General features: G+C 28.9%; 23 protein-coding genes and 1 pseudogene. All 24 read left to right on the top strand.

The features are described from left to right. Positions 1–200: 200 nt before the first annotated feature. Positions 201–287, top strand: a pseudogene (locus B3N22_RS23650) (GNAT family N-acetyltransferase); the annotation flags it as partial. A 3-nt stretch (positions 288–290) separates the two neighbouring features. Next, positions 291–1064: a sugar phosphate isomerase/epimerase family protein gene (locus tag B3N22_RS15320; RefSeq protein ID WP_238902468.1), complete on the top strand. Its 774-nt coding sequence runs from the start codon at positions 291–293 to the stop codon at positions 1062–1064. 94 nt (positions 1065–1158) lie between these two features. Further along, positions 1159–1620 carry a P-loop NTPase family protein gene (locus B3N22_RS15325; protein ID WP_286908508.1) on the top strand — a complete coding sequence of 154 codons (462 nt, stop codon included), beginning with the start codon at positions 1159–1161 and terminating at the stop codon, positions 1618–1620. A 238-nt stretch (positions 1621–1858) separates the two neighbouring features. Further along, positions 1859–2380, top strand: coding sequence for a GyrI-like domain-containing protein (locus B3N22_RS15330; RefSeq protein WP_286908510.1), 522 nt, complete (start codon positions 1859–1861; stop codon positions 2378–2380). Positions 2381–2508: 128 nt separating this feature from the next. After that, positions 2509–2709 (top strand): hypothetical protein, encoded by a 201-nt coding sequence (locus tag B3N22_RS15335; RefSeq protein ID WP_073022472.1) that lies wholly within the window; start codon positions 2509–2511, stop codon positions 2707–2709. A gap of 241 nt (positions 2710–2950) precedes the next feature. Next, positions 2951–3154, top strand: coding sequence for a hypothetical protein (locus tag B3N22_RS15340; RefSeq protein ID WP_286908513.1), 204 nt, complete (start codon positions 2951–2953; stop codon positions 3152–3154). Positions 3155–3197: 43 nt separating this feature from the next. Further along, positions 3198–3491, top strand: coding sequence for a hypothetical protein (locus B3N22_RS15345; protein WP_286908515.1), 294 nt, complete (start codon positions 3198–3200; stop codon positions 3489–3491). Positions 3492–3521: 30 nt separating this feature from the next. Then, on the top strand, positions 3522–4070 hold the full coding sequence (locus B3N22_RS15350; protein ID WP_286908517.1) for an SF0329 family protein: 549 nt from the start codon (positions 3522–3524) through the stop codon (positions 4068–4070). Positions 4071–4100: 30 nt separating this feature from the next. After that, positions 4101–4628 (top strand): GNAT family N-acetyltransferase, encoded by a 528-nt coding sequence (locus B3N22_RS15355; protein WP_286908519.1) that lies wholly within the window; start codon positions 4101–4103, stop codon positions 4626–4628. Between the two features lie 3 nt (positions 4629–4631). Continuing rightward, positions 4632–5036 (top strand): DUF4362 domain-containing protein, encoded by a 405-nt coding sequence (locus tag B3N22_RS15360; protein ID WP_286908521.1) that lies wholly within the window; start codon positions 4632–4634, stop codon positions 5034–5036. 104 nt (positions 5037–5140) lie between these two features. After that, entirely contained in the window at positions 5141–5569 is a 429-nt protein-coding gene (locus B3N22_RS15365) for a GNAT family N-acetyltransferase (protein ID WP_286908523.1), read from the top strand. Positions 5570–5586: 17 nt separating this feature from the next. Next, positions 5587–6078 carry a GNAT family N-acetyltransferase gene (locus B3N22_RS15370; protein ID WP_073022495.1) on the top strand — a complete coding sequence of 164 codons (492 nt, stop codon included), beginning with the start codon at positions 5587–5589 and terminating at the stop codon, positions 6076–6078. A gap of 168 nt (positions 6079–6246) precedes the next feature. Next, on the top strand, positions 6247–6777 hold the full coding sequence (locus tag B3N22_RS15375) for a GNAT family N-acetyltransferase (RefSeq protein WP_286908525.1): 531 nt from the start codon (positions 6247–6249) through the stop codon (positions 6775–6777). Positions 6778–6801: 24 nt separating this feature from the next. Next, complete coding sequence (locus B3N22_RS15380; RefSeq protein WP_286908527.1) at positions 6802–7320, top strand: 2'-5' RNA ligase family protein; 519 nt, start codon at positions 6802–6804, stop codon at positions 7318–7320. Positions 7321–7356: 36 nt separating this feature from the next. Continuing rightward, positions 7357–8556 (top strand): tetratricopeptide repeat protein, encoded by a 1200-nt coding sequence (locus tag B3N22_RS15385; protein WP_286908529.1) that lies wholly within the window; start codon positions 7357–7359, stop codon positions 8554–8556. Between the two features lie 18 nt (positions 8557–8574). Then, entirely contained in the window at positions 8575–8745 is a 171-nt protein-coding gene (locus tag B3N22_RS15390; protein ID WP_286908530.1) for a VOC family protein, read from the top strand. Between the two features lie 346 nt (positions 8746–9091). Next, positions 9092–9457, top strand: coding sequence for an ArsR/SmtB family transcription factor (locus tag B3N22_RS15395; protein ID WP_286908532.1), 366 nt, complete (start codon positions 9092–9094; stop codon positions 9455–9457). Positions 9458–9802: 345 nt separating this feature from the next. Beyond that, on the top strand, positions 9803–11008 hold the full coding sequence (locus tag B3N22_RS15400) for a C40 family peptidase (protein ID WP_286908534.1): 1206 nt from the start codon (positions 9803–9805) through the stop codon (positions 11006–11008). 145 nt (positions 11009–11153) lie between these two features. Next, on the top strand, positions 11154–11666 hold the full coding sequence (locus B3N22_RS15405; protein ID WP_286908536.1) for a GNAT family N-acetyltransferase: 513 nt from the start codon (positions 11154–11156) through the stop codon (positions 11664–11666). Positions 11667–11750: 84 nt separating this feature from the next. Further along, positions 11751–11987: a DUF1659 domain-containing protein gene (locus tag B3N22_RS15410; RefSeq protein ID WP_286908537.1), complete on the top strand. Its 237-nt coding sequence runs from the start codon at positions 11751–11753 to the stop codon at positions 11985–11987. A gap of 207 nt (positions 11988–12194) precedes the next feature. Next, positions 12195–12794, top strand: a complete 600-nt coding sequence (locus tag B3N22_RS15415) for a sigma-70 family RNA polymerase sigma factor (RefSeq protein WP_286908539.1) — start codon at positions 12195–12197, stop codon at positions 12792–12794. 99 nt (positions 12795–12893) lie between these two features. Next, positions 12894–13223, top strand: a complete 330-nt coding sequence (locus tag B3N22_RS15420; protein ID WP_286908541.1) for a hypothetical protein — start codon at positions 12894–12896, stop codon at positions 13221–13223. 12 nt (positions 13224–13235) lie between these two features. Further along, a complete protein-coding gene (locus B3N22_RS15425; protein ID WP_286908543.1) occupies positions 13236–13577 on the top strand; it encodes a hypothetical protein in 342 nt (113 codons plus the stop codon). Positions 13578–13698: 121 nt separating this feature from the next. Then, positions 13699–14379: a DinB family protein gene (locus B3N22_RS15430; RefSeq protein WP_286908545.1), complete on the top strand. Its 681-nt coding sequence runs from the start codon at positions 13699–13701 to the stop codon at positions 14377–14379. Positions 14380–14389: the final 10 nt, after the last annotated feature.

Genomic DNA, 14389 nt, shown 5'->3' on the forward strand with positions numbered 1-14389 from the left:
GACTTCATATAGTTAGTCTCAATATAATTATTACACTAATAGTTTATATTATGCAATACAAGTGTGATAATATAATTAGAACATAAAGACAATTTTACATAAAGCATAAGGAGAGAGGGAAGTAATGAATATTAAAGAAATAGATGTTTTAACAGAACGATTAGAATTGATAGGTATTAAGCCTTTGGACGCTAAAGCAATTTAAGAAAAGTTTTTGGTTTAATAATGAATGGACAGATGATGTAATATATGCAATCTTAAAAGAAGAGTGGGAAGAAGGGAAGTAGATTATGATTACAATTTATGATTGGTTTGGATATGAATTGCCTATAAAGGAACGTTACAAGTTAATAAAAGAAATAGGATTTGATGGGGTTTTATTATGGTGGAGTGAGAATTTTGGACGTAACGAATATAGAAAAGGACCACAAATTGCTAGGGATGCGGGTCTTTTTATAGAAAATATTCACACCCCAATACAAAATCAAAACAACCTTTGGAGTAACAATTTAGATGGAGAAGCTTTAACTCTATGTTATTTAAAATGTATTGAAGATTGTGCTGAATTTGATATTCCAACAATGGTTGTACATCTGCCTGATGAAGATCATACACACAATGAATTAGGACTTGAGAGAATGAAAAAAATTACTGAAAAAGCTGAGCAGCTTGGGGTTAATGTTGCACTTGAGAATTTAAGGAATCTTGTTAATTTGACATATATATTAGAGAAAATAGATTCTAAGCATATAGGATTTTGTTATGATTGTGGACATCATTATCGCTACTATCCTGAAAAGGATTTTTTATCTATGTATGGTTCAAGGTTAATGGCTCTGCATCTACATGATAATAACGGAAGTCGTGGGCAGCATGGTTTACCTTTTGATGGAACTACTGATTGGTCAAAAACGATGAAAGAAATAGCAAAAACTAATTACTCAGGAGCCATTGCAATAGAGCCTATGAACTGGGCTTATGAGGATTTATCTCCTAAAGAATTTTTACATAAGGCTTATGAAAAAGCTAAAAGGCTTGATGCATTAAAGAGTATCGTTAACTAAGGGCTTAGCTTTGAAATTGAATAATAGGACGTTAGAATAATATGATTTAATTAATTCTCAATTGTAATTTATTATTTATATGGAGGAAAATAAAATGCAGAGAATATGGATAACTGGCTCATCAGGGTCTGGTAAAACTACTTTGGCGAATATTATCGGAAGTAAACTTAATATACCAGTTTATCATAATGATAAAATTTTCTGGTTAGATAATTGGCAGAAACGTCCAGTAAATGAACAGATAAACATAGCTAAAGGTATATCAGAAAAAGATAGGTGGATATATGAAGGTAATAGGTTTAATTATTACAAAAAAGATGGTAGGTATAATAGATGTGATACAATTATTTTCCTAGAAATAAATAGATTCACGTGTTTGTATAGATTTGTGAGAAGATATTTAAAGTATCGAGGTACTCACCGTCCTGATATTACGGAAGGGTGTATAGAAAAAATTGATATTGATATTGTGAAGTATATCTTAATTGATTATCCGAAGAGGAAAAACGAAAGGCAAAAGTTATTCAACGAGGCTAAAAAAGATAAAAAAATGTAGTTATTTTAAGTGGGAAAAAAAGTATAAATAAGTGGCTGGAAATATAATACTCTCAAATACCGTATTATTCAGAGATGAATTTTGAGGAGTTTTTTATTAATGGTGATAAAAAATAGTACCAAGTATTTTAAAATTATTATGAAATAAGTATTTATTTCATAATATAGCATTAGAAAAATATGTGAATTAAGGTATATAATTATATATGAGATGTTAAGCAGAAAGGGGAAGTAGCTTTATGAAAATAAAAATTTCTTTTGAAGTGAAAAACTTTGATTCTGTTAGGGTTATAGGTAAAGAGGTTATAGTAGGTAAGAAAAATCCTGTACCAGAATTATGGAGGAAAATGTTAAGTGATGGAACAAATGATTTTCTTCAAAGCATGCCTGAACGTGTATCTCCCATGGGAGATACAATTGGATGGATGGGGGAATATAATTCACAGAGAAAAGAGTTTACTTATATTGCAGGCGTATTTGTAAAGCCTAACACCACTGTTCCAAAAGGCTTTTCTTATAGGGATATTCCTGATTGTATGATGGGTGTTGGATGGATACAAGGAAACACATCTAATTTAGAGAACGGAGCTCATAGTAAAACAGAGAAAATCATGAAAGAAAATGGATATATTCCTGATTATTCAGAAGTTGCAATCTCTATGGAATACTATTCATTCGATAAATATGTAAATATTGAGGATAATGGGAATAATATATTTACTTTTGGATATTTTTTACCTTGTAAAAAAGTAACAATATAATATAAAAAATAAGGGGAAGAGACTATTGTGCAATAAAAATGTTTTTCTGATAATTAAATAATCCCATAAAAACATGTTATAATTTATCTACAGTAAAGATTAAATTATAGTTTTGAAGGAGAATAATTATGGGAATTAAAGTTTGTTCAAAGTGTCAGATGTATCCTGTACTTGAGAATGATGAACTTGGAATGAAATATTGGTATGAGTGCCCTGAATGTGGTGAAAAAACAATTAAGGTAACTAGTAGAACCTCAACTGTTAGAAGGCCTAGAATTGATGAAGAAGCAAAAGATAAATTAAGTGATGAGTGGAATTCTAAAAATTAATAATTATAGTATATGTTAAGGATTTAGGAATTGGCGAATTAAAAGTTTTTCAGATAGAAAAAATAAATAAAAATGAGCTCCATTATAGAAATTAAGTCTATTATGGGGCTTGTTTTTTAATTATTGTGATATAATTATCCTATAATTGTAAAATATAGTTATAAAACCGTATTTTACTATAAGACTTAGTTTTATGATGAATTTTAGAAGGATTATAAATAAAAGAAAAGAGGGATTATTTATGAAGGTTAGTCAAAAAGTATTGTTTATAGTATCAATTATATCTGCCATCATAACAATTAGTTTAGCAGTATTACATTTATTTGATTTTTTTAATGGAAATATTGATATTATGATGTTATCTTTAGTAATTACATTACTACTTAGTATATTAAATCAAGTTAATAATTATATGGAGAAAAAGAAACTATTGGAGAAAAAATAAACTGAAAGAGTGTTGGATATTGTGAAGTAAGGGGAGAGACTTTATGGAAAGAAGATCATATAAGAATCTTGGTAGATTAATTTTAGCTTTTTCAATTATAGCTTCAGTTTTTATAGTTTTTATAAGTTTTCGTAATGGCGACTTTAAAGAAAACTTAAGTAATGGAAGCTTTAGTACGTTGATTTTTAGCTTAACATGCATTTTTCTTATATTAAGTGGCGTGAGGATGAAAACTAAATATCCAGAGTATTATATATACCAAGTTATAGGAGCAATAATTTTATTATTAACGGTTTTGATAGTAGATATTATTCCTAGGATAATTTATTTAATCTAAATTAATTTTTGTAAGATTGGGGTAAATGAGATGGGACAATCGTGGAGTGGACTTAGAAGAGAATTAGAAGAGGATTTAATTTGTGATTCTTTGAAAGGAAGAGTTAAATATTTTCTTACTCATTACCATAACGCACCAGATAAGTATGGGAGGGTGTGTGTTAGGGTTGATGGGAAGGAAGTAGTTAAAGGTAATCCTTATGATTTTTATGTTAAAGGGTATAGGTTAGAGGAATTAAGAGTTAAAAATGAGCTTAAAGCACCAAGTAGAGAATACACAGATAAGGGGTATCTATACGAGGAAGAGAACGAGATAATTGAAGATAAAATTAGAGATATAGCTCATAAAGATGGTGTATTTGAAATTTATGATTTTACAAGGGCTATATATGAATATAAAAGCTCTAATATTATCGAAAGTATAAATTCTAAGAATAGGCTTGTAAGAATGCTTGCAGTAATGGATAGAAGAATTGGTAAAAGAACATTGTTAAAGTTAGTTAGTGAAGTAGAAAAGCAACCAAATTGGTTAGCATTTTTTTATAAATTAAGACTAGATGCAGATGGGATAAAGTTATAGTTAGGGCTATTATAAACTTGGGGGTACAAAATGTTAAGACACACTGGAACTGTTCAAATAGAATCTGATTTCATAATAATAAGAAATACAAAAGAGTGCGACCTAGATTTTGTAGTTAAATGCGAAAGAGAACCTAATAATGCTCAGTATGTTGGACAATGGACAAAAGAACAACATAGAAATGCATTAGTTCAAGAGGATATTCTTCATCTAATAGTAGAAGATAAGACTGCAAAGAAAAAGGTTGGATATATAATTATAGCAGGATTAACAAATTCAAATAGAAAGATTGAATTTAGAAGATTTGTGATATCAAGTAAAGGAAACGGCTTTGGAAGAGAATCATTAAAGTTGATTAAAAAGATTGCTTTTGAAGAGTTAAAAGCACATAGATTATGGCTTGATGTTAGAGAAAAAAACGAAAGAGCACAAAATCTATATAAATCTGAAGGCTTTATAGAAGAAGGAATTTTGAGAGAATGTATTTTACATGAAGGAGTTTATGAGTCTTTAATTGTTATGTCAATTTTAGAGAGTGAATATATCAAGGGGAGATAAGAGATGAAAATATTAAAAATGGTATTTATTATGTTCTTAATGATTTCTTTGACCTCGTGTAAGTCAGCTTTGTATAATATGGAATCAGATATTAATAAGGGATATGCAGTTTCTGGGATTTCTAATAAGCATAATGTTGAAAAACTTGATGAGTTTTTATTTAAGGTAGAGAAAGGCGAAAGTAGTGATTTAACTATTGTACAGCTCACTAAGGAAGGCGATCCTATTTACTTTAGTTTATGGTATAGTGGTGATTCTATAATGTATAAATATGATAACTCAAAAGACAAGTATGGAAAATCTGATATTACAGAAGAGCAAGTTAATAAAAATGATTTTTATAAAAATGAAAATAAGTATTACATTAAGACTTCTAAAGGTGATATATTACTTTTTGATTTAGAGTAAAGAAATATCGGAACCTAGGGAAATTATATGTTGAAAACTTAGCCAAGTAAGCAATATAATATTTATAAACTAATAGATAAATAGAAAGCTATGGAGGGCAATAGATGAATATACAAGTTGTATATGGAGCCCCATCGGCTGAGGATTATGTGAGTCTTAGACTACGTTCTGGCATGGGGAATAAAGATTTAAAAAGAAGTGAAATTGCTTTAAACAACTCTTTGTTCATAGTAGCTCTATATGATGAAGAAAAACTAATTGGCTTTGGTAGAGTAGTTGGTGATGGTGGAATAACCTATGTTGTGAGTGACATTATGGTGGACAAGAATTATCAAAGAAGAGGCTTAGCAGAACAAATTATGAAGGCTATTGATGTTTATTTTGAAGAAAATACACATGAAGATAGTTATATCTGCTTAATAGCAAATCGCCCAGCAGATTTACTTTATAATAAACACAAGTTTGAGTATTTACCTGAAAACAAGTATGGAATGCTTAGAAATAAAAACAATGATAATAAAAAAATTAAATAGCAAAGGAATTAATGGATATGATAATAAGAAAAGCTGAAATAACAGATTTAAAAGAACTATTAGAAATTTATAATTATGAAGTAAAAAACGGAGTTGCTACTTTAGATTTAGAACCAAGAACCTTGGAGCAAAGAGAAGAATGGTTTTATAAGCACAACATACACAACCATCCATTATTTGTTGCGGAGATAGATAATTGTGTTGCAGGTTATGCTAGTTTATCTTCCTATAGGGAGAAAGAAGCCTATAAGAGTACCGTAGAGTTATCAATATATATAGGAGCAGATTACAGAAAAAAAGGGGTTGCATCTAAGCTTATGGAATTCACTTTAGATGAAGCTAAAAAAGACGAAAGAACGCATACTGTAGTTTCTGTTATAACAGCAGGAAATGAAGCTAGTAGAAAACTTCATGAGAAATTTGGATTTGAGTTTTGTGGAACAATAAAAGAAGTGGGAATGAAGTTTGGAGAATATAGAGATATTGAAAATTATAGATTAGGTGTATAGAAATATTAAGAAGTCGCAATATTCATAGATTGAATTTGCGGCTTTTTTACACTTAAATGCCTATATGATGTAAATCTTGTCCAATTATATACCATGATATGATATAATTGGAATAAATTAATGGGCGATTGTATTTAACTGGAGAAAATAGGATGGAAGGCAGAAAGTATGGAGTTAGTATATAGAAAACTATCATTAGAAGAATGTGAATGTATAAAGGAAATAGATCCATCTCAATACATAGGAAAGGCATGGAGAGAAATAGAAGGAAAACGTCAACTAGTTGAAATAAACTACCAAGACGAGGATTGGCCTAATGGGTATGAATATCACATAAGTCATTTAAGAGAAACTATCTTAAGTGGGGGAAGTGCAATAGGTGCTTTTAATCTAGATAATAAGTTGCTAGGGTTTGCTACAGTTAATCCACAGGTTTTTGGAGAAAAGTATAAGTATGTTTTATTAGATCAATTATTTATAACTTTAGATTATAGAAATAAAGGAATAGGTAAAAAGTTGTTTATGCTGTCTACAGAGGAAGTACGAAAATGGGATGCGGATAAGATTTATATCTGTGCTGGTTCAGCTGAAGAAACTATTGCCTTTTATTTTAAATTAGGATGTAAAGAAGTAGAGGAAATAAATAAAGAACTATATGAAATTGATAGGAGAGATTATCAACTAGAGTTCTCCTTATAAATAAGTTAGTAAAGGAGTGATATTATGAATACAAGAGTTATAATGATTTTTCCTAAGTTTGAAAATATGCACATTATAAATAATATCAGAAAGAAATATGATCCATTATCAGATTTTGTAGAGCCTCATATTACATTGGTTTTTCCTTTTGAGGATGAGTTAAGTAATGAGGAGCTTAGTCTATATTTAAAAGAGGCTTTAAAAGATATAAAACCATTTGAGATTGAATTACAAGGTTTTAGAAAACAGGTAGACAAGTATGGAAACTACTTATTTTTAAATGTAGTACAAGGCATAGAGATAATTAAAGAGATTCATGATATTTTATATAAAGATAAGTTAAAGAAATTTGATTTAGGATATGAATATATTCCTCATATGACAGTTGGGAAGTTATCTTCTATTGACTTACTTGATAAGGCTTTTAAGGATGTACAAAAGTATAATGATAAATTTAACACTGAAGTAAGAAAAATATCTGTTGAAATGATTGGTGAAGTTGAGGAATCAATTATATTAATAGAGCAGGAATTGGATTCATAATAAAGGAATATCGTTAGAATTTAATGGGGGAAAAATATGAGATTAGTTAAAAAAAGAAAATCAATCTATACCATAGGTATTATTTGTATTTTATTTGTTATTTGTGGAGGTCTGTATATCAAAAGTAAGGGAATATTTATCTTAAATAAAATAGCTATGACAAGTGCGGAGAGCGATGATTACAAAAGTGGTTTTGAAGAAACACATTATAAAAACTATAAAATACTACATAGCAAGGATGTAGGTCCGGCTCTACCACTGATTTTTGCGTATTTAGATGAATTAGAAGCGAAAAGTAATGAATTATATGGATATATATCATCAAAGGAGCTTACTATACAACTTGATTATGATGAGGATGTATTTATAAAGAGGCATAAAGCAAGTGGAAACATGTCAGATATGGATGGATACTATAATACTCCAACTAATACAATGTATATGAATGTTAATGATGTTTATCAACGAATAATATTTGATGGAAAGAGTTCTAAATATGAAGGCGATATTTTACAAGGTTGGGGAGATTCTACGTTTAAAAATACATTTTCTCATGAATACTTTCATTCAGTATATAGCAATTTTCTTGAAGAAAATAATATTGATATTGAAAAATTGCCAATTTGGTTTAATGAAGGTGTATCTGAGTATATAGCAAATAAGGACATATATTATGATAAAGATTTAGATTTCATTTCATTAAGAGAATTAAGTAATGATGGAGATTGGGAAAAAAACAATACTAACAATGAAAATACTAGTGCTTATATGCAGAGTCATTACGCGATCTATAAAATAATAAATCTAAAGAGCTCTAGTGTCATTAAAGATATAATACTTGGTTGTAAGGATAAAATATTTAGTGAAAGTTTTGAAAATGCTTTAGGAATAAGCTTGGATGAATTTGAGGGGAATTTAAAAAATAATTTTAGTAAGGATATAAAGCAATCTGGATGGGTTACTGATATATGGACAAATGATCACTTAGATACTAAAATAAAATGTTTAGAGGCCTATATAGCTTATAACGAAGATGATATAAGGGCTTATCAACTGTTAGGTAATTATTATAAAAATAATAATGGATTTAGTGTTGCGATAGATTTTTTGAAGAAAAGTATAGAGAAGCATCCTGAAGAGATTAAATTATGGGCAAGCCTAGGATCAATTTATGAAGAAAATAATATGTTAGATTTGTCTGAGGAATGTTTTGATAAAGTAAAGGAGTTAAAGTAAGTCAGAATAGGCAGTACAATGCAATTTTGTTTTCACTATGGTGAAAGAAATGAGGATATGGTTAGACATGGTTATGACACGCTTAAAGTTGGGAGCAAGACTTTATTTCCACTAGAGCCTTGCGACTTTAGTAGATTGTGTGTGGATTTCATTGATAAGTTTGGCGTTAGATGGTGTCTTTTTACATAACAAATAATATATTTTATAAGAAAAGCCCCTGTAAAGGGACTTAACTCGTATAAAAAATTGGTTAGGAGAATCGGTTATGAACAAAAAACTATTAACTATAATACATCATATGAATATAAATAATTATTGTTACAAGTTTCATAAAAGCTGCCTGATGCTTTCTTTTTAAGAAAGGGAATGTATATCTTTTATTTATAATTTTATAAGGGTGATATTAAAAATGTATTAAAAACAAGCCAAAAGCATATGATTATATTTTTGTGTCTTGTTGACATTAAGTTTATATTTCAATACAATTGGCACATGAATGAACATTTATATGTGTATATATGAGGAGGAGGGTTTTATGGAAGAAAAAGAAGTTATTCAAAGTTGTAATTGTACAGTAATTCATGATGATATAGTTACTAGGGTTAAGGAGTGTATACCCAAAGAAGAGATTCTATACGACTTAGCTGATTTATTCAAGATATTTGGTGATACGACAAGAATAAAAATATTATGTGCTCTATTTCAAGCTGAGATGTGTGTATGTGATATAGCAGCATTACTTGGTATGACTCAATCTGCGATATCTCATCAACTAAGAGTTTTAAAACAATCTAGGCTTGTAAGATATAGAAAAGAAGGGAAAGTTGTTTATTATTCTTTAGACGACGAACATGTTAAAGGAATATTTAATCTTGGTCTAAACCACATAGAGGAGAGGTAGTTATCTATATAATTAATTCTTTTGAGATCTTAAAGAATTAATAAAAGGTAAGTGAAAGATTGTAAGGTTATCCTCCACCCCGTTATTCAGATAAATTTATTAATAAACAAATAAGCTTGTTCACAAAAAATTAACATTAATGAAATATTAAGAAAAATGTAAGAATTACATCCGCCAACTTTCGCAGTATATAAGGAGTGGTGGCGTTTTTAAGAAATTGTAAAGGATTATTAATGGAATGAATTGACATTGGCTATTATAGGGACAAGTGTTATTATGATATTAGTTTACTGATAATCGAAAGGGGAAAGTGTTACTTATTAAGATAGTAATGCTGGTATGAGAATGAAAAAAAGATTAATATCTGGTTTAATTACGACAACATTAATATTAGGAGTAGGGACACAAGCATGGGCAGAACCTATAACTCAGCAACAACAACAAGAGATTAATGAAAAGAATGCAAAGGCTGAAGATGCTAAAAGCAAGTATGTTGAGCTACAAAATAAGGTGTATGACTTAGATGCTCAAATACAGCCAATAGCAATTGCTTTAAATGAAAATAATACTAAAATTGATAATACAAATAGAGAAATTGATAACACTAAAAAAGACATTGAAAAAAGTAAAAAAGAATTAGCAGAAAAAGAAGAGCTTTTTGGAGCTAGAATGAGAGCTCTATATAAATCAGGTGGACAAGAAAGTTATATAGGTGTTTTATTAAGTGCTAACAGTTTAGGGGACTTTATATCTAAAGCTCAAGCAGTTGGTAGGATAATGAGTTTAGATAAACAAATTATAGACGAGCTTGTAGCTAAACAAAAAGAATATGATGACCATATTGTGACATTAAAAACAAAAATTCAAGAACTTGAAGATTTGAATAAAGATAATAAAGTAAAATTAGATGAACTAAATGTTAAAAAAGAAGAACAACAAGTATATGTTGATAGGGCTAAGGCAGAATATGATAAAATAGCTGATGATTTGGTTACAACTGAAAGAAATCTATACAGACCTTTTGCTAATATAGTGAATAATTCAGGTAGTTCGGTTGATGATTTAAATAACGCAATAACTACATTAAGAGCATTAAGAAAGAGTGTTAAAAGTTCAACTGTTGATAATGAGTTAGTTGACTTAATTGAAAAAGCTAAAAATCTAGTTTCACAAAAAACAGCCCCAACTCTAAGCAGAGGAGGAAATGGAGGAAATGTTTCTAGTTCGGCATTACTTTCTGTTGCATATAGTAAATTAGGAGCTAGATATGTTTTTGGAGCTACAGGTCCTAATGTATTTGATTGCTCAGGATTTACACAATATGTATTTAGACAAGTTGGAGTGTCTTTATCTAGAACAACCTTTACTCAAGTTAATGATGGAGTTCCAGTAAGTTATTCTGATCTTCAAGTAGGAGATTTAGTATTTAGCAATCCTGGACATGTAGGTATATATGTAGGTAATGGACAAATAATTCATTCACCTCAAACTGGAGATGTAGTAAAAGTATCTAAGATTTGGTCCTTCTATGCTGCTAGAAGAGTAATGTAATAAAAATGAATAATGTAGTTTTGGAATGACATTCAAAACTGTTAAAGATGATAAGGTTGAGGTTTATAACCTCAACCTTATTTTTGTATATGCTAGAATATTAATAAAAGTGATTTGAAATATAGCAGAAAGAGAAGTGAACATTATGAATAACAATTTTGAAATAATAGAATTAAAAGAAATTACAAGTGAAACTCTAGAAGAACTTTCATTATTATTAATGGATGTAGTTAATTCAGGAGCTTCAGTTGGATTTTTAGCACCCTTAAGTTTAGAGGTTTCAAAAGAGTATTGGAGCAAGGTTTTAAATGATGGGGTTATACTTTTTGTTGCAAAAGTTGATGGAAGGATAATTGGAACTATACAGCTACATTTATGCATGAAGCAGAATGGAAAACATAGAGCAGAAATAGCTAAACTTTTAGTACAGCCTAATTCTAGAAGAATGGGAGTTGGAAAAACTCTTATGGAAGCGGCAGAAAAAAGAGTAGTTGAAGAAAAAAGAAGCCTTATAATATTAGATACAAGAGCTGGCGATATTTCTAATTTATTATATAAATCTAAGGGCTATATTGAAGCAGGAAGAATACCTAAATATGCGGAATCTACTGAAGGTGGGTTACATGATACAGTTATTTATTATAAAAATATAGAATAACTATATAGCAAAGATACGTTAAAAAGATCATAAACTCCGTACTTGATTATATAGAAAGTATTATAATTAAGGGGGAAAGTAATCATGGTTGAAGCTATAGAGACGTCTTTATATTTAATAGTTAAATATAAAGCTGGACTAGATAAGGAAGGAAAGGATATTTTTAGAAACTTAGTTTTTAGAAACTTAGTTTTTAGAAATATTAATCCAGATTCTTCATATGAAGACTTATATGCTGTAGGAGATAAAATAGGAAGAGCTTTAGGAACTCAGATATATAGCATTTCTAAAGAAACCACTCATGAATTAATAAATATTTAAAAATTTATAAAAAGCAAAAAGCTTGAAATGTAGTGATGGCCTAGTTTAGGAATCACTACATTTTTTTATTTACCTATATTTACCACGCAACATTGTAGGTTTTTGCATATATATAGAATTATACAGAGAAAAATGTATTAATTCTTATATTTAAGGAGAAAAATATGATTCTAATTATAAAAAAAACAAACAAAGAGATATTAAGTTATGGATCGTTATATTTATATTGATGATCTTGTATGCCGTTGTAAATCTGGAAACAAAGAAGCTAAAAATATATTAGCTGAGGAATACTATGATATGGCAAAAAACTTGACTAACCAATATGTAAGAAAAAATACAATCAAGGAATATGAAGTAGATGAAATAATAAATCAATGCCTATTTAAAGTAATTAGATCTGTTGATAAGTATAGATTAGGAGAAAAAACTTTCACTGCTTATGCAGAAAAAGTCATAAGGAATTGTCTCGAGGATATAGGTAGAAATGTTGGAACCTTGGCGAAAACTAATGGTCATCAAAGCTTAATCATGGATGATATATTTGTAAGAACCTTGTCAAATAAAATTGATTCTATCGAAGATAAAATTTATAAAAAAGATATTTATAAAGCTTTAGAAATAGTTTTAAAAAGATTAACTGAAGAAGAATCAGAATTAATAGATTTTATATTCTTCAAAGATAAAACAGTAAAAGCCTATTCAGATTATAAAAATGATCCTTATATGCACGCAATAAGATATAGAGATAAGACTCTTTATAAATTAAAAGTTCTATTACAAGAAGAAGGATATACAGAAATTTGAATAAGGTAAAAGGGAGATAGCTATGGATTTTATAGCTATCTCTTTTTATGAATATTATTATATTTAATACGTAAAATAAAAACGAAAGGTGTGTGAAAAATGAGAAGATTTATTAAGGTATTTCTAATTATTTTATGTTTATCTTTTAATATAGTTACAAGTAAATCTGCTTTTGCAGTTAGTAATGTATTTAAACAAGGGATTTATACTTTATCAGATCTTAATATATCAAAGTCTGGTGTATTCACTATTCAAAACGTTTCAACAGCAGATAAAATGTACTTATATATATTGGATGAAAATTTAGTTATAGTAGAATCTATACGTCTTTTACCAACTATACAAAAGCTTGATACAGTACCACTAAAATCTAGTTATACTATTTTGGTTGTTGGCAAAGGGCAGATATATCTAAGTCCTAAAGAATAAAGGAGTAATATAATGAAGAAGTGTATCGTTTTATTTTTAATTTTTTTATGTCTATTTTTTAATGTAAATCCCTCAAAGACTGTATTTGCAGTTGAAACAACTTATAAAGAAGGCATATATGATTTAGCTGATTTTAATATTTCTGAAGGCAACATATACTCAGTTAATAACATTTCAAAAACTGACCCAGTTCTTGTACTAATTTTTGATAAGGAATATATTCCGATTCAACATATAGAACTTGACCCTAATTCAACTAAAATAGATACAATCCCTATGAAACCAGAATATTTACTTGTGGTAACAGGTAAAGGAGAAGTAACAATTACACCAAAACAAACCCAAACAAATTAGTCACTAAATAGAAGTATCCTAAAACTCAGAACTGAATTTTAGGATATTTTTTTGTTTAATATGAATAAATTGGAATGTGGTATAATTAGGATAATTCAATAAATAAAAGAGGGGGCTTAGTATGGATTTTAAAACTTGGAATAAACATTTAAAAGAATTGAGGGAAATAATTCTAAAAAAAGATAAAGTTGAGGAAAGTAAGGATTTAGCTAGGATGGTACATTCTATGGTACACTCATCTTATGTATCAGGAACTGATGAGAAAACTTTTGAAGATGAGCTTTTAGAAGACTTAGAGGATGAAATATTTAGAACTTCAATTAATGAAAAAGGACGTACTATAGCATATGGATTATGGCACTCTAGTAGAATTGAAGACATAACAATGAATTTATTAGTTGCAGGAGATGAGCAAGTATTTAATTCTGGAAATTGGAAAGAAAAAATAAATACTGAAATTATTGACACTGGAAATGCTTTAAGTTCTGAAGAGATATTAGAGTTTAGCAAAAATATAAATATACAAGAGCTAAAAAACTATAGAATAGCTGTAGGTAAAAAAACAAGGACAATCATAGGAAGCTTAAGCAATGAAGATATGAAAAGAAAGTTTGATAAAGAAAAATTACAAAGGATTATAGATGAAGGCGCGGTTCTAGATGTGGAAGCTTCAAATTGGCTCATAGATTTCTGGGGAAGAAAAAATGTGGCAGGTATCATATTAATGCCAGCAACAAGACATAATATGGTACATATAAACGAATCTTTAAGTGCCAAAAGAAAAAGCATTTCTAAAAGATAAAGGAGGATTA

Source organism: Clostridium sp. UBA1652 (genome assembly GCF_002320975.1).
GTDB classification, from domain to species: Bacteria; Bacillota; Clostridia; order Clostridiales; family Clostridiaceae; genus Clostridium_T; species Clostridium_T intestinale.

Coding starts and splice junctions, on each gene's coding strand:
- B3N22_RS15385 (WP_286908529.1), top strand. CDS start 7,357: ATGAGATTAGTTAAAAAAAGAAAATCAATCTATACCATAGGTATTATT.
- B3N22_RS15395 (WP_286908532.1), top strand. CDS start 9,092: ATGGAAGAAAAAGAAGTTATTCAAAGTTGTAATTGTACAGTAATTCAT.
- B3N22_RS15375 (WP_286908525.1), top strand. CDS start 6,247: ATGGAGTTAGTATATAGAAAACTATCATTAGAAGAATGTGAATGTATA.
- B3N22_RS15370 (WP_073022495.1), top strand. CDS start 5,587: ATGATAATAAGAAAAGCTGAAATAACAGATTTAAAAGAACTATTAGAA.
- B3N22_RS15330 (WP_286908510.1), top strand. CDS start 1,859: ATGAAAATAAAAATTTCTTTTGAAGTGAAAAACTTTGATTCTGTTAGG.
- B3N22_RS15410 (WP_286908537.1), top strand. CDS start 11,751: ATGGTTGAAGCTATAGAGACGTCTTTATATTTAATAGTTAAATATAAA.
- B3N22_RS15325 (WP_286908508.1), top strand. CDS start 1,159: ATGCAGAGAATATGGATAACTGGCTCATCAGGGTCTGGTAAAACTACT.
- B3N22_RS15335 (WP_073022472.1), top strand. CDS start 2,509: ATGGGAATTAAAGTTTGTTCAAAGTGTCAGATGTATCCTGTACTTGAG.
- B3N22_RS15345 (WP_286908515.1), top strand. CDS start 3,198: ATGGAAAGAAGATCATATAAGAATCTTGGTAGATTAATTTTAGCTTTT.
- B3N22_RS15425 (WP_286908543.1), top strand. CDS start 13,236: ATGAAGAAGTGTATCGTTTTATTTTTAATTTTTTTATGTCTATTTTTT.
- B3N22_RS15360 (WP_286908521.1), top strand. CDS start 4,632: ATGAAAATATTAAAAATGGTATTTATTATGTTCTTAATGATTTCTTTG.
- B3N22_RS15430 (WP_286908545.1), top strand. CDS start 13,699: ATGGATTTTAAAACTTGGAATAAACATTTAAAAGAATTGAGGGAAATA.
- B3N22_RS15340 (WP_286908513.1), top strand. CDS start 2,951: ATGAAGGTTAGTCAAAAAGTATTGTTTATAGTATCAATTATATCTGCC.
- B3N22_RS15390 (WP_286908530.1), top strand. CDS start 8,575: ATGCAATTTTGTTTTCACTATGGTGAAAGAAATGAGGATATGGTTAGA.
- B3N22_RS15355 (WP_286908519.1), top strand. CDS start 4,101: ATGTTAAGACACACTGGAACTGTTCAAATAGAATCTGATTTCATAATA.
- B3N22_RS15400 (WP_286908534.1), top strand. CDS start 9,803: ATGAAAAAAAGATTAATATCTGGTTTAATTACGACAACATTAATATTA.
- B3N22_RS15320 (WP_238902468.1), top strand. CDS start 291: ATGATTACAATTTATGATTGGTTTGGATATGAATTGCCTATAAAGGAA.
- B3N22_RS15365 (WP_286908523.1), top strand. CDS start 5,141: ATGAATATACAAGTTGTATATGGAGCCCCATCGGCTGAGGATTATGTG.
- B3N22_RS15405 (WP_286908536.1), top strand. CDS start 11,154: ATGAATAACAATTTTGAAATAATAGAATTAAAAGAAATTACAAGTGAA.
- B3N22_RS15415 (WP_286908539.1), top strand. CDS start 12,195: ATGGATCGTTATATTTATATTGATGATCTTGTATGCCGTTGTAAATCT.
- B3N22_RS15350 (WP_286908517.1), top strand. CDS start 3,522: ATGGGACAATCGTGGAGTGGACTTAGAAGAGAATTAGAAGAGGATTTA.
- B3N22_RS15420 (WP_286908541.1), top strand. CDS start 12,894: ATGAGAAGATTTATTAAGGTATTTCTAATTATTTTATGTTTATCTTTT.
- B3N22_RS15380 (WP_286908527.1), top strand. CDS start 6,802: ATGAATACAAGAGTTATAATGATTTTTCCTAAGTTTGAAAATATGCAC.